Genomic DNA, 26,726 nt, shown 5'->3' with positions numbered 1-26,726 from the left:
TATGCAGCGTTACCTTGCTCTATCATTAGCACTCATCCCTATTTCATTAGCTGTGTTTGGCATTAAGTTAATGAGAGATACTGTATTCGGGATTCTATTTCCTCCACTCTCTATACTGTGGTTACAATTTTTAATTGGCGCTCTTTGCTTCGCGCTCGGGTTTTATATTTTTGGTGGCTTCGTCTTACACCGAGACCGTAAACGAAATAAAGTACAAGCTCGCTTTAGAAGATAGGAAAGCCCCACTATTTATAAATAAAAAATGAGACCGTTACACTCGGTCTCATTTTTTTATTGGCAATAACATTCTTGCTGTTTCAGGATAATCAGTAATAATCGCCGAAATATTCATATCAAAATATTTACGCATAAGCGTTTCTTCATTAATTGTATAAGGGCGAACCTCTACACCACTCTCCATCGTTAATTCAGCAACGGCTTCTTGAAGATAACGATAATTAGGATGCACTGCTGTAGCGCCCATTTTTTTCGCATATGCCCATGGACTATGCAAACCTTCGCGATATAAAATCGCTGTTTGAATATCAGGAGCCATCATATGACACCTTTTCATACTGTAGTGATTAAATGAAGAAAATATAACACGATTTTCTAGATTACATTTCCGTACAAGCGTTATAACTTCTTCCTCTAAACCTCTGTATGGAATTTTATTATTTTTAAGTTCAATATTAAGTAGCAACTCTGTTTTTTCAATCCATTCTAACACCTCTTCTAAAAGAGGTATTTTACAAAAACCTACTTTATCACCGAATTTATAGCTCGCATCTAATTTACATAAATCCTCATATAAATAATTACGAACCGCACCTTTTCCATTTGTTGTCCGGTCCACTGTTTCATCATGAATGACGACAACTTTTCCATCTTTCGTTAATTGAACATCAAGCTCAATTCCATCTGCTCTAAAAGATTCAGCCGCTTCAAATGAAATCATTGTATTTTCTGGGTACGTTCCCGCTGCACCACGATGTGCAAATATAAGAGTCATCCTCACTCCCCCAATCTTATGCTATACTATACGAAAAAGGAGGTACTTCTATGAGACCATTACAAATTTCTCCAGACACTGCAGTCCGCCTATCAAAAGCATTAGGTGTTCCACTTGAACAACTTATGCATATGCCGCAGCACATTTTAATTCAAAAGTTAGTTGAATTAGAAAAACAAAATAAAGACGAAGAATAATACAGTCCTGTTTTGCAGGGCTTTTTATTATTTTCTATTATATCACGGATGACTTCCCTGCTAAAACCCTTTAACAGATGCACTATGATTCCATGTAATCTTTTCTCAAAACATTTATATTCAATTAAATGAAACCCCCCTCTTTTAATAAAAGAAGGGGGTTCTTACTACTTGTTTCAATTACTCAAATTATGCATTTTTTTCTTTGTTAAAAATCATAAACAATTTATACAACCCTAAAGAAGCTGGAATATTCATAAATGCAAATGCTTCATACGTATAATGAGGAGCTGTTTCCCATAGTAACAAGAAAGTAAATACTCCTAATGTACTAATCATCGCAATTCGTATAACTTCCGATTCATTTTCATCTTTCTTTTTATAAAGAATAATAGCCGCCAGAACAGCTACATAAACGAATAATTTGATAACATACGAATATATAGTAACGATTTCATAATTCGTTGTACTATAGTTCGATACGTAATTAGTTATCGTGTCATTCTTCTGCTCAAACCATTCTCCAATACGGTACATGGAGAACTGACTTGATACCCATTCTCTAGTTATTTTTTCATTTAAATGTTGTACATAACCCGTTACACCAAGTTCACTGAAACGCTGCACTATAACTTCTTTATTGTGTTCATTCAAATCCTTCGTATTCTTTATGTTTTCATCATCAATATAATCTGCATCTGCCTGATTCCACACACCATACGTATCTTTGTTCAGCCCCATTTTCACCCAATGAGTGAATGGAATTTTTTCAATTTCATTATCGGTGCTGAGATTTAACTTTGTCGTTATACCTTTAAAACTTACAATAAGGATTAAACAAAATAAAACACTACTTAACACCTTTATAGAATATTCCTTACGAAACTTTAAAATATTTTCAATTAAAATCGCTAAAGCTACAGCCAATGCGGTTGGTCTTATAATATAAGTACAAGCTGCGAAACCCCCTAATAAAATCCATAAAATAATCTTCATTCTTTTTGTTTCCGCCGTTTTCAAGCACAAATATGTATACATCGTTGCTGAAATAAAAAATATTACTAATGTATGCGTATAGAAAACTGGTGCCTGCCAATATATAAAAATGTTTAGCACAGATAACACGATCGATATGTGAGCAACTTTAAAGTTTGTAATTTCCCTTACAATCAATACATTTAAAATAATACTACCTGTTATACAGGCTATCGGTAATATTTTTATCGCTAAATCTACACTTCCTACCAATCTAGCAAAATATCCTCCTAATAATACGATATGTGTATTATATGGATAAAATAGAAGCTGTCCCATTTCTAAGAATTGATCATCTCCATTAAACACAGAGACAATCCCTTGTTTAAGGATGGCATAATCTCCTATAACAGGGTTAAATGCTATGGAAGTAATAAATATTTCCATCATCAAAATGATTATACTACCTAAAGTAATCATAATATTTGTGTGTGTTCTTTTCATTTTATTAATAACCCACTTATAATACATAAAAAAGAGCGCAAATAAAAGCAACGTCACCGCTATAACAGCACCGACTTTTTCAGGAGTATACTCCTCAGTCGGATAAGGAAATTCACCACTCATCAAAATTGTTTTGGGGATAAAAAATTTACTTACTATCATTGAAAATATAGATAAAAACACCGTCATAACAATGAGTGGGTAAGCTCGATTCACTATTTTTTTTAAAGTCATTCATCCATTCTCCTATATTTCTAAATTTTCCCAATCAATGATACGTTATAGAGATTATGATGTCAAACCCACGTATTTCCTGTGCACACCCTATTTTCACTGCATTTTTTATATACATATGCATTCCTTCAAAATCCTTAAATCAAAGCAAATAAAAAGACCAACGAATTCTAAAATTCATTGGTCATTAAATAAAAAGTTCATTGGTTTTACATTTAATATCGAGTATAAATTTAAAGAATGATTAAGCTTTACTAAAACTTAAATCCCTTACTATCTTTACTCTCAGCTAGCCTTATGTTCAAGTCTCAGCTTATCCGCAACCATTGCGATGAACTCGGAATTCGTAGGTTTTGCTTTTGACATGGATACTGTATAACCGAATAAGGACGAAATAGAATCAATATTCCCACGACTCCATGCTACTTCAATTGCGTGACGGATTGCACGCTCGACGCGGCTTGCTGTTGTATTATATTTCTTCGCGATATCTGGATACAATACTTTCGTAATAGATCCAAGTAATTCGATATCATTGTACACCATAGAGATTGCTTCCCTTAAGTACATATACCCTTTAATATGAGCAGGCACACCGATTTCATGAATGATACTCGTAATGCTCGCGTCTAAGTTTTTCGGTTTTCCATCTATTGTAGTTGCTGAACGGAAAGATGGAAGTGGACGTTTAATGGTAGCGTTCGCCTTACCGCTCACTTGACGAATATGACTCGTTAAATTCTCCATATCAAATGGTTTTAATATGAAATATGAAGCACCTAAGTCAACTGCTTTTTTCGTCACATCTTCTTGTCCAAATGCTGTCAACATAATTACGCTAGGCTGTCTTAGCCTTTCAATATGTCGCATTTTCTCTAGTACAGCTAAACCATCTAAATGTGGCATAATAATGTCTAAAACAAGTACATCCGGCTGCTTATCATTTAATAAATTTAAACACTCTTGACCATTATAAGCAGTACCAATTACTTCCATATCATCTTGAGCAGCTACGTAACTCTCTAACATTGATACTAATTCTTTATTATCATCCACAAGACATACTTTAATTTTCTCCACAGCTTTTCCTCCCTTACCGAATCGATTCTCCGACATGTGTATCCTTCTAGGCTACATGAATTGTTCGACAATTGTGTGAAAATTCCCTTTTAAAGTTTGTTACTTTCCGATAAAATCACAAAAAAATATGTTTATCGTTCATTTATTCCCTTTCGCAACACATTCCATCATAGAAATACAACGAAACGTTCAACCCTTTTCTTTTATTTTACAACAAAAAACACCTCTTGCGGAGCTTTTACAAAATTTCAACGAATTTTTCAACAGAAAAGCGAGCTAATTAATAATTAGCTCGCTTTTCTTTCTTGCTCATAAATGTTAATTCCAGCCTCATGTAACATCCATTCAATATGAACACCATATCCTGATGTTGGATCATTTACAAATACATGTGTAACAGCACCAATTACTTTCCCGTTTTGTACAATTGGACTTCCGCTCATGCCTTGTACGATACCACCCGTTTTCGCTAATAAACGTTTGTCTGTTACTTTTATTACCATGCCTTTTGTAGCTGGGAACTTTTGCGGTACTGTACTTACAACTTCAATATCAAACGCTTCCACTTTATCTTTATCAATAACTGTTAATATTTTTGCCGGTCCCTCTTTCACTTGATGAGATAGTGCAATAGGCATCGCTTTATCCATTACGCCATTTGGTATATTTGTATTTAATTTTCCGAATATACCGAATGGACTATTTATTGTAATATTACCAATCACTTCACGATCTGGTGAGAACCTCGCTAATTTCTCTCCTGGATTCCCATGACTACCTCTTTCAATTGATGTAACTGTCGAACGCATAATTTGTCCATCTTCGACTTGAATCGGCTTTTTCGTATCGTTATCAGAGATGACATGACCAAGTGCCCCATATTTCATAGAATCAGGATGAACAAATGTCATTGTTCCGATTCCAGCTGCCGAATCACGAATATATAAACCAATTCGATAAGACGATTCTCCACTGTCTTTTTGTGGTGTTAACTTAGTGCGGATATGTTTCCCATCTCTTAGCAAAACAAGATTAAGCGGTTCGCCTGTTTCACCACTATTATGAATAAATGGTGCTACATCACTCATTCTTTCAATTGTTTTACCATTAATTTCAGTAATCATATCTCCAATTTGCACACCAGCTGTTTCACCAGGAGAGACTTTCCCTTTTTCAGTTTGAATTAAATGATGCCCTACAACAAGTACCCCTTTTGTATTTAACTTCACACCAATTGATTGTCCACCTGGAATAACTTTAAAATCTTTCAATACTTTCACATTTACTTTTTTCACTGGAAAACCAGCAAGCTGAAACACCATATCTGCTTCACCATTTTGATGAGGATTTACCATAAGTCCTTGTTTTTGTTCATTGGAACTTACTGTAAACACATGACGATCTGTAGATGAAGCTTGAAAAACTGGTAATGAAGCTATTTCTGATTGTTGTCCTTCAAAAACAACAAGTTGCTTCGGGGATGAAATAAACGTCCGAAGCGGTTTAAAACACCCAATAAAAACTAAAGAAACAAGGAGACAAAGACCTATTATTTTGCGAAATCTTTCTAATCTCAATTTGTTCACTCTCCTCGCTCCTACCCCACATTCAGCCTCTTGGCTTCACTTTTTAATCTCTCCTTGCAGTGCTTTATTTATAACCGGAAGAATTAAGAAATCATTATTTGAGAAAAAAAGCTATCCATTACTGGATAGCCTCTGCTGTCTGTTTAAAATGATGCGCTTGCGTAAGTAATTCTTTCGCATGTTCTGTCGTTAAATCTGTAATTTCCACACCAGAAATCATTCGAGCTATTTCTGTTACTTTATCCTCCATAGTTAAAACGGTAACTGATGTAATTGTCCGATCATTCGCTACTTGTTTTCGAATAAATAAATGTGAATCCGCCATTGAAGCTACTTGAGGTAAGTGCGTAATACAAAGTACTTGCGAGTTTACTGATACTCGATAAATCTTTTCCGCAATAGCCTGTGCAACTCGACCACTTACACCAGTATCCACTTCATCAAAAATAACAGATGCAACACCTTGATGCTTAGAAAAAATGCTTTTTAAAGCTAAAATAATACGAGATAACTCTCCGCCAGAAGCGACCTTTGAAAGTGGTTTTAGCGGCTCACCTGGATTTGTTGAAATATAAAATTCCACATGATCGTAGCCATCCGCTGTAAGCCTTACCGGGGCACCCTCAACAAGAGGCTCTTCAGCATTTCCTTCTCTCTTCATGATTCTAACTTCAAATTTTGTTTTCTCCATATATAATTCTTTTAATTCCTGATGAATGGCATTTGTAAGATGCTCTGCAAGCTCATGACGCATATTACTTAAGGACGTTGCTTCTTGCAGAATAACACTTTCTAATTCCTTTAATTGCTTCTTCGTCGTTTCAATATGAACGTCTTTATTTTCAATCGTAAAAATTTCTTGTTCAATTTTATCAGCATACGCTAAAATCTCTTCTACAGTATTTCCATATTTTCTCTTTAGCATACGAATTTCATTTAAACGCGTTTCAATTTCGTCTAAACGATTCGGATCATATTCCATCATATCGAGCTTTTCTCTAAGTTGATACGCAACTTCTTCTAATAAGTAGTAGCTATTTGCAATTGAATCATGATTTTCTTGATACACTTCATCTAAATGTGTAATACTCTCCATTTGTCCCATTGCACTTCTTACATTATCTAAACCTTGTCCGTCAGCGCTTAATGAGCGATATGCATCGCCTAATGCTTTGTAAATTTTTTCAAAATTAGAAATTTGCAATCGTTCTTCAGTTAATTCAATTTCTTCATCCATCTTTAAATCCGCCTTACTGATTTCTTCATGCTGGAATTGAATTAAATCTAAGCGATGCGCCATTTGTTGTTCATTTTCACTTAACGATTTCAACTGTTTTTTTAATTTCTCATAGTCAGCGTATACATTTTGATATATACCCAATTGTTTAACAATGCGATCTCCATCAAAATGATCAAGCATAAACATATGACGCTCTTCATTCATTAAATCTTGTGTTTCGTGCTGCCCATGAATATCAACAAGTGTTTTTCCAATTTCCTTTAATATACTAAGGGTGACCAGTTTCCCATTTACACGACATACACTTTTTCCATTTGCAGCGATATCACGCTTCAAAATAATCATGCCGTCTTCTATTTCTATATCCAACTCTTCTGCCTTTTCAATACACGGATGCTTATCATCTTCTACATAAAATAGCCCTTCTATCTCAGCTTTTTCTGTTCCGTATCGAACAAATTCCGCTGAACCACGACCCCCTACAAGTAAACTAATCGCATCAATAATAATCGATTTTCCGGCCCCTGTTTCACCACTTAAAACCGTTAACCCTTTTTGAAAAGAAATATTTAATGCCTCAATAATAGCAAAGTTTCTAATCGATAATTCCGATAACAATGCCCCATTCACCTCGTTATAAACTAATCCCCTATTAAGGGCTTTTCTCAGTTCTTCATTCAAATAGTCATACTATATGTTTGTATGTATAAATTACTTTTCTAACCGCTCCATTGTACCAAACATTCGTTTTACGGGTCAATCCACCTATTTTCTAATTTTATTCAAAGAAAATATTATATTACAATTAAGAATTCACATTTTTAACCAATAAAAAAATCCTGTTCACTTTCCACTTTACAGAGGAAAGCAAACAAGATTTTTTTATTACAGCATATTTAAGAAACGATCAGAGACAACACCTGTATCTTCAGGTGTACGGCAAATAATTAAGCAAGTATCATCACCACAGATGGTTCCGATGATCTCATCCCACTCTAAATGATCAATAAGTGCTCCAAGTGAATGAGCGTTACCAGGCAATGTTTTTAGCACAAGCATATGTCCTGCCGTGTCTAATTTTACAAATGAATCCACTAGATTGCGTTTTAATTTTTGTAACGGATTAAATCGTTGATCTGCTGGCAAGCTATATTTATAGCGACCATCATGTAATGGCACTTTCACTAAGTGCAGTTCTTTAATATCGCGCGATACTGTTGCTTGCGTTACATTAAATCCCTCATTACGTAAAATATCAACTAATTCATCTTGTGTTTCAATTTCTTTGTTCGCAATAATTTCCCTGATTTTAATATGGCGCTGACCTTTATTCATACATTTGCACCTCACACTATCTCTTACCATAGTTTAAACATTGGTATACTTCACTTATTTATGTTAACTTATAATTCGTTGCTTGTACACAATTGTTTTTACAATCATTATACAATTACAACAAAAAGAGGAATAACATATGTTATTCCCCTTTTCCTTTTTGTTTTAGGACATCATGCGCCTCTGTAACTACTTGCTCAACAGAAACTGGAGAATGATTTTCGCCATTCTCACGTTCACCATGCCATTTCAGATGAATTAAAAATTCAATATTACCATCCCCGCCCGTAATTGGTGAGAATGTTAAACCTTCTACGTCGTATCCTTCTTTTATAGCAAAGTCGACAATCATTTCTACGACAGCCTCATGTACTTTTCGATCACGAACGATACCTTTTTTCCCAACTTGCTCTCTTCCAGCTTCAAACTGCGGTTTAATTAACGCTGCTACATCCCCATTAGGCATAAGCATTGTTTTTAAAACCGGCAGTATAAGCTTTAATGATATAAATGAAACATCGATACTAGCAAATTGCGGTAAACCACGTTCTAAGTCTGCTGGTGTCACGTAACGGAAGTTTGTCCGTTCCATTACGACAACACGCTCATCTTGACGCAATTTCCACGCAAGTTGATTGTATCCTACATCTAATGCATAAGATAATTTCGCTCCGTTTTGAAGCGCACAATCTGTAAAGCCACCAGTTGATGAACCAATATCTATCATAACTTTATCTTGTAAATCCAGGTGAAATGTCTCTAATGCCTTTTCAAGTTTATAACCACCACGGCTGACATACGGCATAACTTGGCCCTTCACCGTAATCTCTGTATCTTGTGGGATCTTCTCTCCTGGCTTATCAAGTCTCATCTCATTCGCATATACAAGTCCAGCCATAACGGCGCGTTTTGCTTTCTCACGTGTTTCTATAAGTCCTCGCTCTACTAATAGTACATCTACTCTTTCTTTTTTTGCACTCATTTGTTACGCCCTTTTTTGTTTTGATGGAATCATTGTATGAATACGGTCTACAACAGCATCTGTCGTTAAACCGATTTCTTCTAATAATTTTGTTACACTACCGTGCTCTATGAAACGATCTGGAATACCCATTCGTTCAATTAACGCACTATGGTACCCGTTCTCAGACGCAAATTCAACTACTCCCGTTCCAAAACCACCAATTAAGCAAGCTTCTTCAATCGTTAAAATCGGTATATTTTTCCCTAAGAGATCATGTAAATATGCTTCATCCATCGGTTTAATAAAGCGAGCGTTCACTACTTTCACTGAAACTCCAGCCTTTTCAAGACGCTCAGCTGCTTCCATTGCCATTGGTATTGTCGTACCAAATGTTAAAATAGCCGCTTGTTTACCTTCTTTTAACGTTTCCCATGAACCGATTGGAATCGCCTTTAATTCTTCATCCATAGGAACACCAAGTCCATTACCACGCGCATAACGTAATGCGATTGGTCCATCTTCATATTGCATCGCCGTATATACTAAATGTTGCCCTTCATTTTCATCTTTCGGCATCATAATTACCATATTCGGCAAGTGGCGTAAGAATGAGATGTCAAATACACCTTGATGCGTTTCACCATCTGCTCCTACTAATCCAGAGCGATCGATTCCGATGAAGACATTTAAATTTTGGCGGCATATATCATGAACAACTTGGTCATATGCTCTTTGTAAAAATGTTGAATAAATCGCTAAGAATGGCTTCATTCCTTGCGTTGCCATACCCGCTGCCATTGTTGTAGCATGTTGTTCTGCAATACCTACATCAATCATACGATCCGGGAATTCTTTTTGGAATTTCTCAAGTTTCGATCCAACAGGCATTGCAGGTGTAATTGCAACGATACGCTCATCCGTTCTTGCTAGCTTAAGTACTGTATCACTAACAACAGCACTCCATGCTGGTGCAACCTCTTTCGGTTTAACGAAGTCACCTGATTCAATTTTATAAGGTCCTGTTCCATGCCAAGTTCCAATAACATCACTCTCAGCTGGTTTATAACCTTTTCCTTTTTTCGTAATAACATGAACAAGCACTGGGCCTTTTGTTTTCTTTGCGTATTGCAACGTTTCGAATAACTTTTCATAATCGTGCCCATCAACTGGACCTAAATATGTAAAGCCTAATTCTTCGAAAAAGACACCGGATACTAGTAGATATTTAAGACTATCTTTTATTTTCTCTGCTGTCGCAGCAACTTTCCCACCGACTGCTGGGATTTTCTTTAATATATACTCTAGTTCATCTTTTACCCAATGGTATTTCCCTGCGGTACGTAGACGTCCAAGTACATTATGAAGCGCACCAACGTTTGGTGCAATTGACATTTCATTATCATTCAAAATAACAATCATGTCTGTTTTTTCATGTCCAATATGGTTCAATGCCTCTAAAGCCATTCCGCCTGTTAGAGCACCATCTCCAATGATTGGTATAACATATTCTTTCGTTTTCTTTAAATCACGTGCTAGAGCCATTCCCATTGCAGCAGATAATGATGTCGAGCTATGGCCAGTTTCCCATACATCGTGCTCACTCTCGCAACGTTTTGGGAAACCACATAGACCTTGATATTGCCTTAATGTACCGAATTCCTTTGCACGTCCTGTTAAAATTTTATGTACATAGGATTGATGTCCTACGTCCCATAAAAATTTATCTTTCGGACTATCAAATAATTTATGCAGAGCAATTGTGAGTTCTACTACACCTAAATTAGGTGCAATATGTCCACCTGTTTGAGAGAGCTCTTCAATTAAAAACTTACGAATATCCTCACTCAATCCCTCTAGTTCACCGATAGACATATCTTTCAAAAAACTAGGGTTTTGAATTTGCGTTAGATCCACATGGATCACTCACTTTCATTTCATAATCTGTCAACATGTCAAATATTATAAAAAACATTTACACAAAACAAGAAATTATCTTTTTTTATTTTTCACCTTGTCCTGCAATTAACCAGTCTATTGCGCCCTAATCCCATTATAAACCATATTTCTTTAGGCGATGAAAAAAATAGCCGCTAACACGAAGTGATAACGGCAATGTAATCTACATATATTTTTGCCAATAACAAGAAAAGAAAAACCTTTTCCTACATTTATATCATAAAATGATGAATGACTCAACAAATGGAAACGCTGTTATATTAGTTATTACGTTTTGCAATCAAATCGCAAATAGATAGTAAATATTCATCTTGTAATTGCAAGGAACCAATAGCACCTTTTGCTTTTGCAATTGTTTCTTCTAAAATATCCTTTGCTCTATCTACAGTAAATAACGTCGTATATGTGCTCTTTTCGTTGGAAACATCACTACCAATTGGTTTTCCAATCTCTTCTTCGGTTCCTTCCACATCTAAAATATCATCTCGAATTTGGAAAGCTAGGCCGATATATTTTGCAAACGCAAGTAACTTTTCTTCTTGTTCTTCTGTGGCATCAGAAAGTATCGATCCTGCAAGCACAGCGAATTCAAGTAGTTTCCCAGTCTTATGCTTATGAATATACTCCAACTCATCCATCGTAAGCTGTTTCCCTTCAGCTTCCATATCTGCCACCTGTCCGCCAACCATTCCTTCTGGTCCTGCCGCTTTTGCAAGCTCAAGTACAAGTCTTACTTTTTTTTCAGCAGAGATTTCCTTTTGTTCATATGCCATAATAATTTGAAAAGCATACGTCAACAAACCATCGCCTGCTAAAACTGCCATCGCTTCACCAAATACTTTATGATTTGTGGGCTTACCTCTTCTTAAATCATCATCATCCATACAAGGTAAATCATCATGAACTAACGAGTATGTATGTATCATTTCAAGAGCACAAGCTGCACCTATTCCAAGATTTCTTTCTTTACCAAACGCTTGTAATGTCGCAAATAAAAGTAACGGGCGGAGACGCTTTCCACCTGCCTCCAAAGAATATGCCATCGCTTCACGAAGTACATTTGGACATTGTAATTCATTTGCATAGCTTACAAGCTTCTCTTCTACGAAAGTTTTACTTTCTTTCAAAAAAGTATCAAAAGCAATAGTCACTATGCTTCATCTCCTAAAGCAGTAAACGGTTCAAGCTCTCCATCTTCCCCAAGAATAACTGCCATTTGTTCTTGTACGTTCTTCAACTTCTCATCACAAAGCTTAGATAATTCCATACCCTCTTTAAAATAAGAAATTGCTTCTTCTAAAGGTACGTCACCTTGCTCTAGCTTAGAAACGAGGTGCTCAAGTTGCGAAATTGCCTCTTCAAAGCTTAATTTATTTTCCATTATTCAATTCACGCTCCTCTATGCCTGATACGCTACAATCTAGTATTCCATCTTGTAATTGAACTGAAACAGCATCTCCAAGGCTGACATCTTTCACACTTTTTAACACTTGCTTCTCTTCATCATATACAAGCCCGTACCCTCTCATCATTACTTTAAGCGGACTTAACGCTTCAAGTTTTTGAGCAGCTCTTACAAAAGCAAATTCTTTCGTCTGAAGTAATGTTTGCATTTCACGTTGCAATTGCTTTTGCAATGTTTCAACCGCTACCTTCGTTTGCATAATTTTTTGAGCTGGGTGGTGCTTCTCTAAATAAAATGAAAGCTGTTTTAACTGATTTACCTTTTTATCAATATAGCGCTCTTTCGCTAAAACAAGCTGTTCTAACGCTCTATCTAATTGCTCTTCTTTTTGCTCATATACTTGTCTTGGATAACGGAACGCATAAGATTTTTGCAATACTTGTAGTTTTTCTTCTTTTTTATGTACTAACTCTCTCATTGCTCTTTGCAATCTTAGAGTTCTTTGTAATACCTTTTCTTGTAACTCTATAATGTTAGGCGCTGCCAGCTCAGCTGCTGCAGTCGGTGTTGGCGCACGTAAATCGGCAACAAAATCCGCAATTGTAAAGTCCGTTTCATGGCCTACTGCCGAAATAATAGGGATCTCACTCTTAAAGATTGCCCTTGCTACCATTTCTTCATTGAAAGCCCATAACTCTTCAATAGAGCCTCCCCCTCGCCCAACGATTAGGACATCTATCTCTCCCATTTCATTCGCTGTACGAATCGCTTGTACAATTGAGGGAGCTGCTGACTCCCCCTGTACAAGTACCGGAAACACAATAACATTTCCAATTGGATAACGACGTTTAATCGTTGTTATAACATCACGAATCGCTGCCCCTGTTGGCGACGTAATCACACCTATTGTTTTAGCATAAGGAGGAATTGTTTTTTTATAAACTTGAGAAAACAAACCTTCTTCCTCTAAACGAACCTTTAATTGTTCGTAAGCTAAATGCAGGTTTCCGACTCCGTCAGGCTGCATGTCTTGAATATAAATTTGATAAGAACCACTCGCCTCGTAAACGGAAATTTTCCCTTTCACAAGTACCTTCATCCCATTTTCAGGTCTGAATTTAATATTACGATTATGACCCGCAAACATAACCGCTGCGATTCTTGCATTTTCATCTTTCAATGTAAAGTACATGTGGCCACGACTATGATTTTTAAAGTTGGAAATTTCACCTTTTAACCAAACAGACTGCAAATGCGGATCATATTCTATTTTTGTTTTTATATAGCGTGTTAACGCTGTAACGGTTAAATATTGTTTTTCCATTTCTCTCTCCTCATAGCCGACTCAAATTATTTACAAACGACACCTACACGCTTAGCAGATTCAACAGTATTATGAAGAAGCATTGTGATCGTCATTGGACCAACACCCCTTGGCACAGGTGTAATGTAACCTGCAACATCTAACACGTTGTCAAAATCAACATCACCACAAAGTTTACCTGTTTCTAAACGGTTCACACCAACGTCGATTACAACCGCTCCTTCTTTAATATAATCAGCTGTTACCATTTTAGGTCGTCCAACAGCTACGATTAAAATATCAGCTAACTTCGTTAACTCTTTCATATTTTGCGTTTTAGAATGACAATATGTGACAGTTGCATTTTCATTTAAGAACAATTGCCCCACTGGCTTGCCGACAATATTACTTCTTCCAATTACTACAACATGTTTTCCCGAGATATCAAGATTTGTTTCTTTTACTAATTCTACAATACCGTGCGGTGTACATGGAAGGAATGTATCTTGTCCCGTCATCATACGTCCCACGCTGATTGGGTGAAATCCATCTACATCTTTTTCTGGTGAAATTCTTTCAATGATAGCTTTTTCTTCAATATGTTTTGGTAAAGGTAATTGCACTAAAATGCCATTAATACGGTCATCGCCATTTAAGCGATCGATTTCAGCAAGCAAACGCTCCTCAGTAATTGTTTCAGGAAGTTCAATTAGCTCTGAATAGATTCCTACTTGTTCACAGCCCTTTTCTTTTCCTTTTACATAAGAACGAGATGCTGGATCTTCTCCAACTAGAATAACTGCTAATCCTGGTACAATCCCTTGCTCTTTCAACTTCACAACTTCTTCTGTTAATTGTGCTCGTTTTTTCTCCGCAACTTCATTTCCTTTGATGATTACTGCTACCATTTTAAGATTCCCCCTTAAAGAAATTACAGTGTATCTTTTATATTAGATAAAACGCCGTTAATAAAACGACGAGATTCCTCATCCCCAAATGTTTTAGCAATTTCAATCGCTTCGTTAATTGTTACGTTGTGTGGAATTTCTTCCATGTATTTCATTTCATACACAGCTACACGTAAAATACTGCGATCAACAATACTAATACGCTCCAGCTTCCATTTTTTTAAGTTTTGACGAATCGCTTCATCAATTACTTCTTTATTTTCTACAAAACCTACTACAAGTGATTCTAGAAACTCATTTGTTTCTTCACCTTCATCTAGCGTGTTTTCCACCGCTACTTTCGGTTCTAATTCACCTGTAATATCCATTTGGTATAATGCTTGCATAGCTCTTTCTCTAGCCGTCCTACGTTTCATTGTAACTCTCCTTTATGCTTCAAGTCTTTCCTTATGCTTTGTTATATTATTATAATTTATAAGCCGTCAATTCACTTACTCTTACAGTTTTCATTGATTTTCCAACCTTATAATACAATGATAATAACACAATTTATCGTTTCACACACGGGTTACAAGGCTGAAAAATAATAAAAAGATTAACTTCAAGTTCCATATCTTATCACAATGTACGTTTTTTGGAAAAACGAAACATCTTCTTTTTGATTTCTTATTTTTTGAAATAGTATAATAATTAGAGGGTTTTAATTTGTGAAGAAATGAAACGATAAAAAAGGTGCCTATGTTACTAGGCACCTTTTCATTCTTACACTGGTTCGATTTCTGTTTTTTGTGTTTCGAATGTTACGCCAACGATGTGAACATTCACTTCTTTTGGCTCAAGCCCTGTCATTGTAAAGAGTGCCTGACGAATGTTGTCTTGAATCTTTTGTGCAACAACTGGAATTGCTACGCCAAAATACATTACAACATAAAGGTCAACGATAATATCTTCGTTTGCTAATTCAACCTTTACACCTTTACCATGATTTTTCTTACCTAACTTCTCAACAACATCTGTAGCAAAATTACCACGCATTGCCGCTACACCTTCTACTTCAGCAGCTGCAATACCTGCGATTACTTCAATTACTTCTGGTGCAATTTCTACTTTACCAAGAGTTGTATCTTGACCCATATCTAACATATGTTCAGCCATGAAAAAAACCTCCTTTAATGTATCACTGCGTCACAAGTTCATGCTCTTCCAAAAATTTCGTATTAAACTCACCTTTTACAAAATCAGGATGATCTAGCAATTGCAAATGGAACGGGATTGTTGTATGTACGCCTTCAATGACAAACTCACTGAGTGCACGCTTCATTTTTGCAATTGCCTCTTCACGTGTTTTTCCGTGAACAATTAATTTAGCAACCATCGAATCATAGAAAGGTGGGATTGAATATCCCGGATATACAGCTGAATCGACGCGAATACCAAATCCGCCTGGTGGCAAGTACATTTCTACTTTACCTGGAGATGGCATAAATTTTTTGGCAGGGTTTTCCGCATTAATTCGGCATTCAATTGCCCAACCATTAAATTGTACTTCTTCTTGCTGTAACGATAACTTTTCTCCAGAAGCAACACGAATTTGTTCTTTAATTAAATCCATCCCTGTTACCATTTCTGTAACTGGATGCTCAACTTGAATTCTCGTATTCATCTCCATGAAATAAAAGCTTTTCGTTCTATATTCATAAATAAACTCAACCGTACCAGCACCTGTATAATCAACCGCTACCGCCGCTTTAACTGCCGCATCACCCATCTGCTTACGAACATTTTCATCAAGTGCAGGTGATGGACTTTCTTCTAGTAGTTTTTGCAAGCGGCGCTGAATTGTACAATCACGCTCTCCTAAATGAATGGCATTTCCATGTGTATCTGCCATTATTTGAATCTCAACATGGCGGAAATCTTCAACGTACTTTTCTAAGTATACACCAGGGTTCCCAAAAGCGGTACTAGCTTCTTGCTGTGTAATTTGAATTCCTTTTACAAGCTCTTCTTCATGGCGTGCAACACGAATACCTTTTCCGCCGCCACCTGCAGTCGCTTTAATAATAACTGGATATCCAATTTGATTAGCAAGCTCGATCGCTTCTTCGGTATTTTTAATAATCCCTTGTGAACCTGGTACAATCGGAACCCCTGCTTCTTTCATTGTATCACGAGCAACGTCTTTTGTGCCCATCTTTGAAATAGCTTCTGGACTTGGACCGATAAAAATTAAGTTACATTCACGGCATAGCTCTGCAAAATCTGCATTCTCTGCTAAAAATCCGTATCCTGGATGAATAGCGTCGCAGCCTGTTAACTTCGCAACACTAATAATATTCGTCAAATTTAAATAGCTTTCTTTCGAAATCGTTGGCCCTACACAATACGCCTCATCAGCAATTTGTACGTGAAGTGACTCTTTATCTGCTTCTGAATAAATTGCGACCGTTTCAATATCCATTTCTTTACAAGCACGAATAATTCGTACAGCAATTTCCCCACGATTGGCTATTAATACTTTTTTTATCATCACAAAGACTCCCTTATTACGCTTTTACAAGAAATAGCGGTTGTCCATACTCAACAAGCTGTCCATTATTAACAAGAATCTCAACAATTTCACCATCTACATCTGCATCGATTTCGTTAAATAACTTCATAGCCTCGACAATGCATACGATAGAATCTTTTGATACTCTGTCTCCTACACTTACATATGCAGGTGTATCAGGCGAAGATGAAGAATAGAATGTACCTACCATTGGTGATGTAATTTTATGTAGGTTTTCATTTTGAACCGCTTTTTTCTCTTCTTGTTTTGGTACTTCCACTTGTGCTGCCGCTACTGTTGTTTCAACTTCAACAGGTGCTACTGGTTGTACGACTTGTTTTGCTACAGGTGCTTGCACCGCAACAACTTCATTACCACGCTTTTTCATTTTGATTGTCGTACCATCTTTTTTGTATTCAAATTCATCAATATTAGAGCTATCAATTAATTTAATTAATTCACGAACTTCTTGAATTTTAAACATGTAAAATCCACTCCCATACTCTTGTTTGTCCCGTTTTTACAGATTCTCGTCACTAAAACTAGATTGACTGTAAAAATACGATGTACTCTATTAGAAAATGCATTTCATTTACTAATAGAAATAGTTGCTATTTCCATCTTACGATAAATTTTTTAAACATTCCAATTTATATTTCTTTATAATAAATCGAAACTCCTGTAAAAATATTATTCCAATAAAAAATTATTACCTAGTAATAATACCAAGTTTCACACGAAATTGGCAAGACCACTTCTAAAAAACATTCCTTACTTTTTTCACAATGCTACACAATAAACAGATCATTACCGCTCCACTCTTCACCTCATCTATAGTCAACAACATATTTTTACCAAATATTATTTTTTTGTTTACACACCGTTCATCATTCCTTCATATAAGAATAGTATGTTCAAAGTGTAGAAAATATATCGTATCGAGGTGTGGACATATGATATGGCTCATTCTCTTCTTACCTGCCGTAATGGTCTGGGCATTCGTTCTCTTCATCCACGTCAAATCCGGAAAAAGTAATCATCGTTACCATGAACCGCTAATCTTTTACTCACAACGTATTTCTCCATTCCGAGTTGAACATAATAAAAACAACTACAAAGACGAAACAGAAAAAAGCTATCGAAAATGATAGCTTTTTTCTATAATTATTTTCAAACAATCCGATTCGTAAAAACTAATAATCCGCAGGGGATTCCCCCGCGGATTATTAGTTTTTATTTTGTCGGTGGATCAAATTTCACACCTACATCTTTTGATCCGCCTTCACTTCTTACAAGCTGTATAATTTTATTCGCTTCTTTTTGTGAATGCTTTGCTGCTTTCACAGTTACTCTAATATCAGTTCCATCAGCTCTTACAAGGGCATCTTTATATCCTCCTTGAGACTTAATCACTGTCTCAAGTAATTCTTGCTTCGTTTCCATTGTAGTAATTGCATCAAAATTATCTTTCGCTTTACTCTTTTCTGTTGCTGAAGATTTTGCTGAATTCATAACTTCTTGTAATCTTGATTTTTGTTCACTTAGCTGATCTTCCATTTGCATACGTAGTGCTGTGAAATTTTCATCACTTGATTGAACTGTTACGTTAGCATCTTTTTTACTTGTTTCTTTGTTAGCACTCTCTTTTTTGTCTGTTTCTTTATTTGATGTTTCCTTGCTTGTATTTTCTTTTTTTGGCGTTTCTTTAGGTGCTTCATTTGTTACTGCTTTATCAGTACCTTGTTTTTCTTGTCCAATCTTTTCACCTGTTGCCGGCGATGCTGTATTCATTTTGTCAGGAGTTGTTACGTAATAAACAGATAGTACAACAACTAAACTTAACATCGTTAATAGCCAAACCGTTTGTTTTTTTAACACTTTATTTCCTCCCTATCAATTTTTCGGTGAAACTGAAACGCGATGGGCTGGTACATCTAGCAGCCGTATGACAGCTTCTTTTACCATCGCTTTAACTTGTATATTATCCACTCCTTTTGCTACGACAAGAACACCTCGTACTTTCGGTTTCTCTGTTCGTAAAACAACAGGAGTTTCTTTATCACCTTCACGTATAATGACTGTCTTTTCATCAAGGGACTCATCTTCTACTTCCCTCTTACCACCTGTCTTATCTGTTTCACCTGTTGTTTGTGAACGTTTCACTGTATTTTTCTCTAATATTTTTTCTTCTGATGAATCTAAATTTACTTTAATCGTTACATTTTTTACTCCCGCTATTTCTTCTAAGGCTGCTTTTAATTCTTGTTCATACGCTTTTTCATACTTTTCTACATTTGACATACTATCATTATTTTTTTGTCCAAAAGTTGGTACGTCTTTTTCTTGGTTTTGCGTTTTTTGTTCTTTAAATACAGGTACTTCTTCTTTTTTACTTGAAAAAAGACTACTAGAAAACATAAGCAAAATCCCAAGTATGAGTAGGACAAGTAAAAACTTAGGTGTTATCTTTTTTCCCTTCTCATTGCTTTCTTTTTCATCCCCATTCAATAAGTTTCGAAAAAATGAGAACTTCGAATTTTTATCTTTATTGTCCATTTACTCTACCTGTCCTCCCTTCCATTTGAACTTGGATTTGTTTATTCTCTAGTTGCCACCTGCTTGAAAAGAAATCTTTCATTTCTACATTCGTTTCTTCTACTTTTTTCGGAGGTTCCTTCGTGTTAATTTCAACTGGTTTTACTGTTTCGATTGCATCATTTTTACTACGTTCTTTTTCTTTCAACGTCACAACAACAGTTTGAATATCTTTTGCTGACTTTACTTCCGCTGTACTTTCCGCTGCGACTATTTGTATTTCAGAGACTGTCATACCATACTTTTTCTCGAATTCTTTTCCTACTTCTTTTTTCATTTTGGTAGCCATCTCTTCTAAACTATATGCACGTGTTAGAGCTTGTATTTCTTTTTTCTTCGAATCTATTGAATTTTTTACAGATCCTTCTGCTACGTACTTCTCTTCATTAAAATTTGCGATTACTTCATTCACATCTGTTTGCAGTAGTTTAAAAAGGGGCGTTAAGATTAAAACAACTAATAATAGACTTACAACGAATTTAACGTACTTTTGCAAATTTGAATTTGGAAGAATAAGATGAAGCATTGTCGCTAAGAGTAAAAAAACGATAATATTTCTAATCCACTCTGTAACAAATTGCATACCCTTCACCTCCTACCGCATCATAAGTGTAATGTTCCCCGCAGCAATAATAATTGTGATACTTAAAAAGAACATAAATGATACGATAGCTAAGCAAGCAAATACATAAATGATGCTTCGTCCGATAATATCTAAACATTGAATAATTGCTCCGCTGCCAACTGGCTGTAATACTGCTGCTGCGAATTTATAAATAAACGCGATACAAAAAATTTGAATCGCTGGAAAAGCGACAATTAAACATAGAATGACGAGTCCAATAATTCCGACTGTGTTTTTTAATAATCCCGATGCACTAATAACAGTATCCGCCGCCTCTGTAAACATTCTTCCTACTACGGGAATAAAGTTCCCTGTTACAAATTTAGCAGTTTTCACAGCGATTCCATCAGCAACAGCTGTCGCTGTTCCTTGTACAGATAATACCCCTAAAAAAATCGTTAAAAAAATACCGATAATCCCAACGCTAACGTTTTGCAGAAGCTTGGACAATTTCGTAACTTTATATTGATCACTCATCGTACTTACAATACTTAATATCGTTGCAAGTAATAAAAGCGGTAGAACGATATAATTCATCAAAAGCCCGCTCGTGTTCATTAAGAAGATGATAATCGGATGAAAAAACGATACAGATACAACACCACCTCCAGTTGCTATGAGTGCAAGCAAGATTGGCAATAGCGCTAATATGAAATCTACCATTGTTTGTATCGTTTCTCTTGCATATGTCATGACGACATAAAAACTATTTAAAGCGAAAATAATAAGTACCATATATACAACTGCATCCGCAATTTTACTTACACTACTCTTTGAAAATGCAGATTGCAGTGATTGCAACAATGCACTAAAAATTGTAAGCATAATGAGCGTTCCCAGCAGCTTCCCATTTGCAACAAGCTCGTGAAATAAATACTTTAATAAACCTAGCATCCACTCTTTTATAGAAATTTCTTTTTCTCCCTTTACAAACTCCATAAAACTACCTTTTTGACTCTCTGGTAAATAACCTCCATATTTTGTAACAAGCCCGTCCCAAAATTGCTTCACATCTTCAATTCCGAGCTTATCCAATTGTTGATCAACGACGTTTGTTTCTACAGGAGAAGCTTGTACAACAACCGGTAAAGAAAAGAAAAGGAAGCAAGCAAATAGCAGCTTAGCTCCAAACCCCCTCAACATTCACTCCCCCTTATCCCGTCGGTAAAAATCCGAGAATAGTTTCAATGACAACCGTCAAAATAGGAATCGCCATTACTAAAATTAAGATTTTTCCAGCTAATTCAATTTTTGAAGCGATTGCACCCTGCCCTGCATCTTTTGTAATTTGTGCTCCAAACTCAGCAATATAAGCAATCCCAATAATTTTTAGCAGCGTTTCTACATATACGTTGCTAACTTTCGCTTCACTCGCTACTCTCTCAATCATTTGTAAAATAGAGTGAATTTGATCAATTAAAATAAGAAACATCACGCTACCTACGAACACAATAAATAACGACGTAATGCTAGATTTATGCTGATTTAATACAGCCGCTAAAAACGTAGCAACGAGGCCTAATCCGACAATTTGTATAATTTCGATTCGAACCGCCTCCTTTACTGGAAGAGAAAGACACTCTTAATCTTGTCGAATAGCGTATTAATTAAAAATGCCACATGAAATAAAATAACGACAAAACCGACAAGGATAACCCAATTTGCAATATCCTCTCGCTTTAATTCTTTTAGTACGGTATGAATAAAAGCTAAAACAATGCCGATTCCGGCGATTTGAAATATTAATCCAACATCAATGGACATCGCCTTTCTCCCTCCTATAGCAGTAAAATTACGATAAGTAGCCCCGCTAGTACCCCTAAGCTCTTGATCATTTTTTCGTATTGCAGTTGTAATGCTTTCGCTTCTTCTTCTTCTCTCTCTAAATGTGTAATGCATAAGCGAATATGTTTTTGTTGTGATTCACGATCATGCTGTCCGAGCGTTTCGCCAAATTGCTGCAAAATCTCGTACTCAGTTTGTTGAAATGCTGTTAGCTTCCAATTTTCTTTCAAACTATCTATCCAAGCTTCTCTTACTGTTTGGTCTCCACTTTCTAGCCTTCTAGCGAAACTTTGAAATATCCAATTTAACGGCTTCGGCATTTGTTTCACTAATCGCTCAGCGGCTTCAGATAAAGGTGTATGCCCATACATAATTTCTGCCTCTAATGATTGAAGTGCCGCTTTTAATAATCTAAGTTGCCTTGGTCTCTCACTGTATCTTTTAGCGTATGAAAACCCGAAAAAGGTGCTGACCGCAACGATTAACACTGCACCAAATATTTTTACCATACGCCCTCAGCCTTTCTATGAGGTAATACCGATTTTCCATATTTATCTTTTACTTGCATAACTGTTCCTGGCCCTCTTGCTTTTGATAGCTCCACAAACCTATCAAATATGCCGAGCTCCAGCACCGCTTTTAGTGATGGACGTTTCACAACATCATCATAAGAAAATCCATGTGCACTTATAAAAAGCTGAACCCCTGCATGCACGGCCTCCATAATTGCTTCACTATCTTCTTTACGTCCGATTTCATCTACAATCAAAACATCTGGACTCATAGAACGAATCATCATCATCATTCCTTCAGCTTTTGGACATGCGTCTAACACATCTACTCGCGCTCCAAAGTCATATTGCGGGATGCCTTTCACGCAACCTGCAATTTCTGACCGCTCATCAACAATCCCGACTTTACAAGAAGGTATTTTCGAAGCACTTACACCTTGACTCATACAACGTGCTACATCTCTTAAAAGTGTTGTTTTCCCCGTTTGCGGTGGGCCAATTACCATCGTGTTTAACCATCTTGACTCATACAAATACGGCAAAAGTGGTTCAGCAATTCCTATTTTTTGACGAGCGATACGAATATTAAAGGAAGAGACATCTCGAATCATTTTCACTGCGCTTTTTTCTGTAATGACTTTTCCAGCTAAGCCGATTCTATGTCCTCCTCGAAGTGTCACATACCCACGTTTTAATTCCTCTTCCATCGTATAAATTGAGAATTGACTTAACTTATTCAATAAGTAAATGGCATCCTCTGCTGTAACGATATAGTCATAAAAAAACACTTCGCCATGAGCAATACATTCTAGCGGTCTTCCAATTCGAACACGAATTTCCTCTAGAGCATTGTATTGCTTACACCTTTCCACTAGCTGCTTCATCGTTTTCGGTAAAACTTCTAATACTTCTTTCATCAGCTTCTCCCCACTATACTCGACTTACTATTTCAACAACGCGATAAAAATGCAGCCAATTCCAAGCGCTAGAAAAAAGAGTTTCAAGAAAGAAATCTCACTTGCCACACTCGCTATGCCTATTGTCATTGTTAAAATTAATACGGTCGGTCCAACAAACGCCAACATACCATTTATAAACAATGCTTTTTTCGCATCATTCACATAAAGCATAAGCAAAGCGGCGAATATTTCCGCGCTACCCGAAAACAACCGAAGTAACCCCATTACAAGCACGGATGTTTCCATTGCCGCTAGCCATTGTTTCATTCTCCCACCTTCTCCCATAACGGTTACTAGTGCTACATTCCAAAAAAGAATATATTTGTACAACCATATGCAGGGGTTGTCTATTTCAGAATTAAAAACACAACTTTTCTCTAACGATTTTATTAAATCTTAATATTAATTTTTTATGGTATATTTAATTTAAAAGGGGTATAGACGATGCAACACGTTACTTTAGTACCACTCGATTTACGCTATGCAAATGTGATTTTTAAGCTATCAAGTGATCCACACGTAAAAAATGCATTAGGAATAACAGTAGAAAAGATCGAAGACACGAAAGCATTTCTTCTTTTCGCAATAGAAGAAGAGCGCCAAAAGAGATCTTTATCGAGAATGATTGTAAATGAAGAAAACGAAATAATTGGTCTCACCACACTTAAACATATTAATTTTGAGAAGAAACAATCTCATATTGGTAGTTGGCTCGGCTATCAATACTGGGGAAAAGGATATAATGAGGCTGCTAAAAAAGAAATCTTTAAAATTGCTTTTTTGGACTTACAACTTTCCTACGTATTTGCTGGCGCTAAAACGAATAATGTCCGCTCGTTAAAAGCACAAGAAAAACTGCCTTATATTTCATTGCATGTGGAAGATAGATTCCCTGGTGAACATTCTACCTTAGAGAATGAAGTAAAATCTTCTTGTGTACTACATGTCGTGTCACGTGAAAAATTTCTAAATTGGCTAGACCTACAAAAGGAGAAGGAAAAATATGAAGGTAGTAAAAATTAGTTTAACAGTCGTAGTAGAATTAGCTCTTATTTATCTTTTTTCAATAATAGTCGGTTGGTCATTTATGGAGACCTTTTTCCTTGGTAGCTTAGCGATATTTGCAATTACATGGCTAATTATTATGAGTAATCATAGAAACAACATTACGGATCACGCAATAAGTAAAACATTAACTGGTGTTGAGACTGGCGAAATAAAACCATTTCAAATCGTTTTCACTCCATATATGGCGGGTACTCTTTCACTTGTTTTAGTTAGTTTTATTATCACCGCTATTTACTACCTACCCTATTTCCTATAAAAAAAGCACTCGTGATCATCACGAGTGCTTTTCTACTATGCACGAGAAACGTATTTACCTTCACCAGTGTTGATGATAAGCATTTCGCCTTCGTTAATGAAAATTGGTACTTGTACAACAAGACCAGTTTCTAATGTAGCTGGTTTTGTTACGTTAGAAGCTGTATCACCTTTAATACCAGGCTCTGTTTCTGACACTTTTAATTCAACTGTGTTCGGAAGTTCAACACCAAGTACTTCATCTTGGTATGTCATAATAGATACTTCCATGTTTTCTTTTAGGAATTTAAGTTCGCGCTCGATTTGGTTTTCACCAAGTTCGATTTGCTCGTAAGTTCCGTTATCCATAAATACGTGAGACTCACCGCTCGCGTATAAGTATTGCATACGACGGTTTTCGATGTGTGCTTTTTCTACTTTTTCACCTGCACGGAATGTTTTCTCTTGAACAGATCCTGTGCGAAGGTTACGTAGTTTAGAGCGAACGAATGCAGCACCTTTACCTGGCTTTACGTGTTGGAAATCCATTACTTGCCAAAGGGCATTGTCCACTGAAATTGTTAAACCTGTACGAAAATCGTTTACTGAAATCATGTAAAAAAATCCTCCTGTATATTACAAAATAATAAGTTCTTTTGGTGATTTCGTAATTACTTCATTACCTTCACTTGTTACAATGATATCATCTTCAATACGTACGCCGCCAATACCTGGAATATAAATACCTGGTTCTACTGTTACAGCCATTCCTGGTTCAAGTACTGTATCAGAACGGAACGCTAAACCTGGTGCTTCATGGATTTCAAGACCAATTCCATGACCAGTAGAGTGTCCGAAGTATTCACCATATCCTTTTTCAGTTATGTAATCGCGCGTTAACGCATCCGCTTCACGGCCTGTTAAACCAGCTTTAATACCGTTCACACCACGTAGTTGTGCTTCTAAAACGATATTATAAATTTCTTTTAATTTATCAGATGGTTCACCAACTGCAATCGTACGAGTAATATCAGAGCAATATCCTTTATAATAAGCGCCGAAGTCTAATGTAACGAAATCTCCTGTTTCTATCACTTTTTCAGATGCCACGCCGTGCGGTAATGCCGAACGAAGACCTGAAGCAACGATAATATCAAACGAAGAAGATGTTGCTCCTTGTTTTCTCATGAAAAATTCAAGTTCATTTGACACTTCAATTTCAGATACTCCCGGGCGAATGAATGATAGAATATGTTCAAAGGCAGCATCTGCAATCTGTGCAGCTTCCTTTAATATCTTAATCTCTGAATCAGTCTTTATCAAGCGTAACTTTTCTACAAGCCCAGAAGTTGGGATAAATTCAGCATCGATCGCTTCTTTATGTGTTGAATAAGAACTATATGTAAGAGTATCTTGCTCAAAGCCAAGCTTTTGAATTCCCAGTTCCTTCACTTGCTTTGCAACTTCATCAATGATTAATCCTGCATGCTGTACAATCTCGTATCCAACCGCTTGTTTACTAGCCTGCTCTACATAGCGGAAATCTGTAATAAATTGAGCACGTTTTTTCGAAATCAGTACAACACCAGCTGTTCCTGTGAAGTTTGCCATATATCTACGACTATGTTCATTTGTTAACAAAATACCGTCAATACCAGCCTCATCAAATGCGCTTCTTACTCTTTCGATTTTCTCCAT

At 36.3% G+C, this 26,726-nt stretch carries 32 protein-coding genes; 5 read left to right on the top strand and 27 right to left on the bottom strand.

Going from position 1 to position 26,726, the window contains the following annotated elements:
• Position 1 precedes the first annotated feature (1 nt).
• Entirely contained in the window at positions 2-235 is a 234-nt protein-coding gene (locus tag DN393_RS08370; protein ID WP_064474833.1) for a DUF2627 domain-containing protein, read from the top strand.
• 48 nt (positions 236-283) lie between these two features.
• Here the strand turns inward: DN393_RS08370 and DN393_RS08365 are convergent, their stop codons facing one another.
• Entirely contained in the window at positions 284-1,012 is a 729-nt protein-coding gene (locus DN393_RS08365) for a glycerophosphodiester phosphodiesterase (RefSeq protein ID WP_088048130.1), read from the bottom strand.
• A gap of 50 nt (positions 1,013-1,062) precedes the next feature.
• On the opposite strand from DN393_RS08365, the gene DN393_RS08360 reads away from it, so the two are divergent.
• Positions 1,063-1,209 (top strand): YycC family protein, encoded by a 147-nt coding sequence (locus tag DN393_RS08360; RefSeq protein WP_001247671.1) that lies wholly within the window; start codon positions 1,063-1,065, stop codon positions 1,207-1,209.
• Positions 1,210-1,398: 189 nt separating this feature from the next.
• Here DN393_RS08360 and DN393_RS08355 read toward each other — a convergent pair whose 3' ends face one another.
• From DN393_RS08355 to accB, 15 genes are all read right to left on the bottom strand, one after another.
• Positions 1,399-2,922, bottom strand: a complete 1,524-nt coding sequence (locus DN393_RS08355) for a glycosyltransferase family protein (protein ID WP_149173441.1) — start codon at positions 2,920-2,922, stop codon at positions 1,399-1,401.
• 285 nt (positions 2,923-3,207) lie between these two features.
• A complete protein-coding gene (gene spo0A, locus DN393_RS08350; protein WP_033656399.1) occupies positions 3,208-4,002 on the bottom strand; it encodes a sporulation transcription factor Spo0A in 795 nt (264 codons plus the stop codon).
• A 287-nt stretch (positions 4,003-4,289) separates the two neighbouring features.
• On the bottom strand, positions 4,290-5,588 hold the full coding sequence (gene spoIVB, locus DN393_RS08340) for a SpoIVB peptidase (RefSeq protein ID WP_002096319.1): 1,299 nt from the start codon (positions 5,586-5,588) through the stop codon (positions 4,290-4,292).
• A gap of 118 nt (positions 5,589-5,706) precedes the next feature.
• Positions 5,707-7,446 carry a DNA repair protein RecN gene (gene recN / locus DN393_RS08335; RefSeq protein ID WP_064474830.1) on the bottom strand — a complete coding sequence of 580 codons (1,740 nt, stop codon included), beginning with the start codon at positions 7,444-7,446 and terminating at the stop codon, positions 5,707-5,709.
• Positions 7,447-7,713: 267 nt separating this feature from the next.
• Entirely contained in the window at positions 7,714-8,163 is a 450-nt protein-coding gene (gene argR, locus DN393_RS08330) for an arginine repressor ArgR (protein ID WP_001032581.1), read from the bottom strand.
• 142 nt (positions 8,164-8,305) lie between these two features.
• The gene (locus DN393_RS08325) at positions 8,306-9,145 is read right to left on the bottom strand and encodes a TlyA family RNA methyltransferase (protein ID WP_001274751.1); all 840 of its coding nucleotides are present in this window, start codon (positions 9,143-9,145) and stop codon (positions 8,306-8,308) included.
• A 3-nt stretch (positions 9,146-9,148) separates the two neighbouring features.
• Positions 9,149-11,041, bottom strand: coding sequence for a 1-deoxy-D-xylulose-5-phosphate synthase (gene dxs, locus DN393_RS08320; protein WP_064474829.1), 1,893 nt, complete (start codon positions 11,039-11,041; stop codon positions 9,149-9,151).
• A gap of 302 nt (positions 11,042-11,343) precedes the next feature.
• Entirely contained in the window at positions 11,344-12,234 is an 891-nt protein-coding gene (gene ispA, locus DN393_RS08315; protein ID WP_064474828.1) for a (2E,6E)-farnesyl diphosphate synthase, read from the bottom strand.
• Positions 12,234-12,464 (bottom strand): exodeoxyribonuclease VII small subunit, encoded by a 231-nt coding sequence (gene xseB / locus DN393_RS08310; RefSeq protein WP_000428423.1) that lies wholly within the window; start codon positions 12,462-12,464, stop codon positions 12,234-12,236. Before xseB ends, ispA begins: the two co-directional genes overlap by 1 nt.
• A complete protein-coding gene (gene xseA / locus DN393_RS08305; RefSeq protein WP_000415269.1) occupies positions 12,454-13,812 on the bottom strand; it encodes an exodeoxyribonuclease VII large subunit in 1,359 nt (452 codons plus the stop codon). Before xseA ends, xseB begins: the two co-directional genes overlap by 11 nt.
• Before the next feature lie 26 nt (positions 13,813-13,838).
• Entirely contained in the window at positions 13,839-14,699 is an 861-nt protein-coding gene (gene folD / locus DN393_RS08300; protein ID WP_064474827.1) for a bifunctional methylenetetrahydrofolate dehydrogenase/methenyltetrahydrofolate cyclohydrolase FolD, read from the bottom strand.
• Positions 14,700-14,722: 23 nt separating this feature from the next.
• Complete coding sequence (gene nusB, locus DN393_RS08295; protein ID WP_000830249.1) at positions 14,723-15,115, bottom strand: N utilization substance protein NusB; 393 nt, start codon at positions 15,113-15,115, stop codon at positions 14,723-14,725.
• A 346-nt stretch (positions 15,116-15,461) separates the two neighbouring features.
• A complete protein-coding gene (locus tag DN393_RS08290; protein WP_000807630.1) occupies positions 15,462-15,854 on the bottom strand; it encodes an Asp23/Gls24 family envelope stress response protein in 393 nt (130 codons plus the stop codon).
• A 22-nt stretch (positions 15,855-15,876) separates the two neighbouring features.
• Entirely contained in the window at positions 15,877-17,229 is a 1,353-nt protein-coding gene (gene accC, locus DN393_RS08285; protein ID WP_000592872.1) for an acetyl-CoA carboxylase biotin carboxylase subunit, read from the bottom strand.
• 16 nt (positions 17,230-17,245) lie between these two features.
• Positions 17,246-17,734, bottom strand: coding sequence for an acetyl-CoA carboxylase biotin carboxyl carrier protein (accB, locus tag DN393_RS08280; protein ID WP_000472874.1), 489 nt, complete (start codon positions 17,732-17,734; stop codon positions 17,246-17,248).
• A 469-nt stretch (positions 17,735-18,203) separates the two neighbouring features.
• On the opposite strand from accB, the gene DN393_RS08275 reads away from it, so the two are divergent.
• A complete protein-coding gene (locus tag DN393_RS08275; RefSeq protein ID WP_046957516.1) occupies positions 18,204-18,398 on the top strand; it encodes a hypothetical protein in 195 nt (64 codons plus the stop codon).
• 85 nt (positions 18,399-18,483) lie between these two features.
• Here DN393_RS08275 and DN393_RS08270 read toward each other — a convergent pair whose 3' ends face one another.
• From DN393_RS08270 to DN393_RS08230, 9 genes are read right to left on the bottom strand one after another with little or no spacing between them, the layout of a single operon-like run.
• Positions 18,484-19,128: a SpoIIIAH-like family protein gene (locus DN393_RS08270; RefSeq protein ID WP_000914706.1), complete on the bottom strand. Its 645-nt coding sequence runs from the start codon at positions 19,126-19,128 to the stop codon at positions 18,484-18,486.
• Positions 19,129-19,143: 15 nt separating this feature from the next.
• Positions 19,144-19,806: a stage III sporulation protein AG gene (gene spoIIIAG, locus DN393_RS08265; RefSeq protein WP_000368870.1), complete on the bottom strand. Its 663-nt coding sequence runs from the start codon at positions 19,804-19,806 to the stop codon at positions 19,144-19,146.
• The gene (gene spoIIIAF, locus DN393_RS08260; RefSeq protein ID WP_001161039.1) at positions 19,796-20,428 is read right to left on the bottom strand and encodes a stage III sporulation protein AF; all 633 of its coding nucleotides are present in this window, start codon (positions 20,426-20,428) and stop codon (positions 19,796-19,798) included. The genes spoIIIAG and spoIIIAF overlap by 11 nt, the downstream gene beginning before the upstream one ends.
• Before the next feature lie 12 nt (positions 20,429-20,440).
• Positions 20,441-21,613 carry a stage III sporulation protein AE gene (gene spoIIIAE, locus DN393_RS08255; RefSeq protein WP_000943696.1) on the bottom strand — a complete coding sequence of 391 codons (1,173 nt, stop codon included), beginning with the start codon at positions 21,611-21,613 and terminating at the stop codon, positions 20,441-20,443.
• A gap of 10 nt (positions 21,614-21,623) precedes the next feature.
• Complete coding sequence (spoIIIAD, locus tag DN393_RS08250; protein ID WP_077393170.1) at positions 21,624-22,007, bottom strand: stage III sporulation protein AD; 384 nt, start codon at positions 22,005-22,007, stop codon at positions 21,624-21,626.
• A gap of 23 nt (positions 22,008-22,030) precedes the next feature.
• Positions 22,031-22,234 carry a stage III sporulation protein AC gene (gene spoIIIAC / locus DN393_RS08245; protein ID WP_000020914.1) on the bottom strand — a complete coding sequence of 68 codons (204 nt, stop codon included), beginning with the start codon at positions 22,232-22,234 and terminating at the stop codon, positions 22,031-22,033.
• Between the two features lie 14 nt (positions 22,235-22,248).
• Complete coding sequence (spoIIIAB, locus tag DN393_RS08240; RefSeq protein ID WP_000238694.1) at positions 22,249-22,764, bottom strand: stage III sporulation protein SpoIIIAB; 516 nt, start codon at positions 22,762-22,764, stop codon at positions 22,249-22,251.
• Positions 22,758-23,684, bottom strand: coding sequence for a stage III sporulation protein AA (gene spoIIIAA, locus DN393_RS08235; RefSeq protein WP_064474826.1), 927 nt, complete (start codon positions 23,682-23,684; stop codon positions 22,758-22,760). Before spoIIIAA ends, spoIIIAB begins: the two co-directional genes overlap by 7 nt.
• A gap of 27 nt (positions 23,685-23,711) precedes the next feature.
• Positions 23,712-23,993, bottom strand: a complete 282-nt coding sequence (locus DN393_RS08230) for a YqhV family protein (RefSeq protein ID WP_000816054.1) — start codon at positions 23,991-23,993, stop codon at positions 23,712-23,714.
• A 177-nt stretch (positions 23,994-24,170) separates the two neighbouring features.
• Here DN393_RS08230 and DN393_RS08225 point away from each other — a divergent pair, with 177 nt between their 5' ends.
• Positions 24,171-24,749, top strand: a complete 579-nt coding sequence (locus DN393_RS08225; protein WP_088048127.1) for a GNAT family N-acetyltransferase — start codon at positions 24,171-24,173, stop codon at positions 24,747-24,749.
• A complete protein-coding gene (locus DN393_RS08220; RefSeq protein ID WP_064474824.1) occupies positions 24,730-25,050 on the top strand; it encodes a hypothetical protein in 321 nt (106 codons plus the stop codon). The genes DN393_RS08225 and DN393_RS08220 overlap by 20 nt, the downstream gene beginning before the upstream one ends.
• Before the next feature lie 35 nt (positions 25,051-25,085).
• Here DN393_RS08220 and efp read toward each other — a convergent pair whose 3' ends face one another.
• Both efp and pepQ read right to left on the bottom strand, forming a co-directional pair.
• Positions 25,086-25,643 (bottom strand): elongation factor P, encoded by a 558-nt coding sequence (gene efp / locus DN393_RS08215; protein ID WP_000626521.1) that lies wholly within the window; start codon positions 25,641-25,643, stop codon positions 25,086-25,088.
• 21 nt (positions 25,644-25,664) lie between these two features.
• Positions 25,665-26,726, bottom strand: a complete 1,062-nt coding sequence (gene pepQ, locus DN393_RS08210) for a Xaa-Pro dipeptidase (RefSeq protein ID WP_064474823.1) — start codon at positions 26,724-26,726, stop codon at positions 25,665-25,667.

This window comes from Bacillus sp. BPN334, from assembly GCF_008368885.1.
Classification (GTDB): Bacteria; Bacillota; Bacilli; order Bacillales; family Bacillaceae_G; genus Bacillus_A; species Bacillus_A wiedmannii.
This window is presented reverse-complemented; position numbering and strand designations above follow the sequence as displayed.

What these genes read in the sequence shown, in the direction of transcription:
- DN393_RS08370 (WP_064474833.1), top strand. Translation starts at nt 2, where the DNA reads ATGCAGCGTTACCTTGCTCTATCATTAGCACTCATCCCTATTTCATTA.
- DN393_RS08365 (WP_088048130.1), bottom strand. Translation starts at nt 1,012, where the DNA reads ATGACTCTTATATTTGCACATCGTGGTGCAGCGGGAACGTACCCAGAA.
- DN393_RS08360 (WP_001247671.1), top strand. Translation starts at nt 1,063, where the DNA reads ATGAGACCATTACAAATTTCTCCAGACACTGCAGTCCGCCTATCAAAA.
- DN393_RS08355 (WP_149173441.1), bottom strand. Translation starts at nt 2,922, where the DNA reads ATGACTTTAAAAAAAATAGTGAATCGAGCTTACCCACTCATTGTTATG.
- argR (WP_001032581.1), bottom strand. Translation starts at nt 8,163, where the DNA reads ATGAATAAAGGTCAGCGCCATATTAAAATCAGGGAAATTATTGCGAAC.
- DN393_RS08325 (WP_001274751.1), bottom strand. Translation starts at nt 9,145, where the DNA reads ATGAGTGCAAAAAAAGAAAGAGTAGATGTACTATTAGTAGAGCGAGGA.
- xseB (WP_000428423.1), bottom strand. Translation starts at nt 12,464, where the DNA reads ATGGAAAATAAATTAAGCTTTGAAGAGGCAATTTCGCAACTTGAGCAC.
- xseA (WP_000415269.1), bottom strand. Translation starts at nt 13,812, where the DNA reads ATGGAAAAACAATATTTAACCGTTACAGCGTTAACACGCTATATAAAA.
- folD (WP_064474827.1), bottom strand. Translation starts at nt 14,699, where the DNA reads ATGGTAGCAGTAATCATCAAAGGAAATGAAGTTGCGGAGAAAAAACGA.
- nusB (WP_000830249.1), bottom strand. Translation starts at nt 15,115, where the DNA reads ATGAAACGTAGGACGGCTAGAGAAAGAGCTATGCAAGCATTATACCAA.
- DN393_RS08290 (WP_000807630.1), bottom strand. Translation starts at nt 15,854, where the DNA reads ATGGCTGAACATATGTTAGATATGGGTCAAGATACAACTCTTGGTAAA.
- accC (WP_000592872.1), bottom strand. Translation starts at nt 17,229, where the DNA reads ATGATAAAAAAAGTATTAATAGCCAATCGTGGGGAAATTGCTGTACGA.
- accB (WP_000472874.1), bottom strand. Translation starts at nt 17,734, where the DNA reads ATGTTTAAAATTCAAGAAGTTCGTGAATTAATTAAATTAATTGATAGC.
- DN393_RS08275 (WP_046957516.1), top strand. Translation starts at nt 18,204, where the DNA reads ATGATATGGCTCATTCTCTTCTTACCTGCCGTAATGGTCTGGGCATTC.
- spoIIIAG (WP_000368870.1), bottom strand. Translation starts at nt 19,806, where the DNA reads ATGGACAATAAAGATAAAAATTCGAAGTTCTCATTTTTTCGAAACTTA.
- spoIIIAF (WP_001161039.1), bottom strand. Translation starts at nt 20,428, where the DNA reads ATGCAATTTGTTACAGAGTGGATTAGAAATATTATCGTTTTTTTACTC.
- spoIIIAE (WP_000943696.1), bottom strand. Translation starts at nt 21,613, where the DNA reads ATGTTGAGGGGGTTTGGAGCTAAGCTGCTATTTGCTTGCTTCCTTTTC.
- spoIIIAC (WP_000020914.1), bottom strand. Translation starts at nt 22,234, where the DNA reads ATGTCCATTGATGTTGGATTAATATTTCAAATCGCCGGAATCGGCATT.
- spoIIIAB (WP_000238694.1), bottom strand. Translation starts at nt 22,764, where the DNA reads ATGGTAAAAATATTTGGTGCAGTGTTAATCGTTGCGGTCAGCACCTTT.
- spoIIIAA (WP_064474826.1), bottom strand. Translation starts at nt 23,684, where the DNA reads ATGAAAGAAGTATTAGAAGTTTTACCGAAAACGATGAAGCAGCTAGTG.
- DN393_RS08230 (WP_000816054.1), bottom strand. Translation starts at nt 23,993, where the DNA reads ATGAAACAATGGCTAGCGGCAATGGAAACATCCGTGCTTGTAATGGGG.
- DN393_RS08225 (WP_088048127.1), top strand. Translation starts at nt 24,171, where the DNA reads ATGCAACACGTTACTTTAGTACCACTCGATTTACGCTATGCAAATGTG.
- DN393_RS08220 (WP_064474824.1), top strand. Translation starts at nt 24,730, where the DNA reads ATGAAGGTAGTAAAAATTAGTTTAACAGTCGTAGTAGAATTAGCTCTT.
- efp (WP_000626521.1), bottom strand. Translation starts at nt 25,643, where the DNA reads ATGATTTCAGTAAACGATTTTCGTACAGGTTTAACAATTTCAGTGGAC.
- pepQ (WP_064474823.1), bottom strand. Translation starts at nt 26,726, where the DNA reads ATGGAGAAAATCGAAAGAGTAAGAAGCGCATTTGATGAGGCTGGTATT.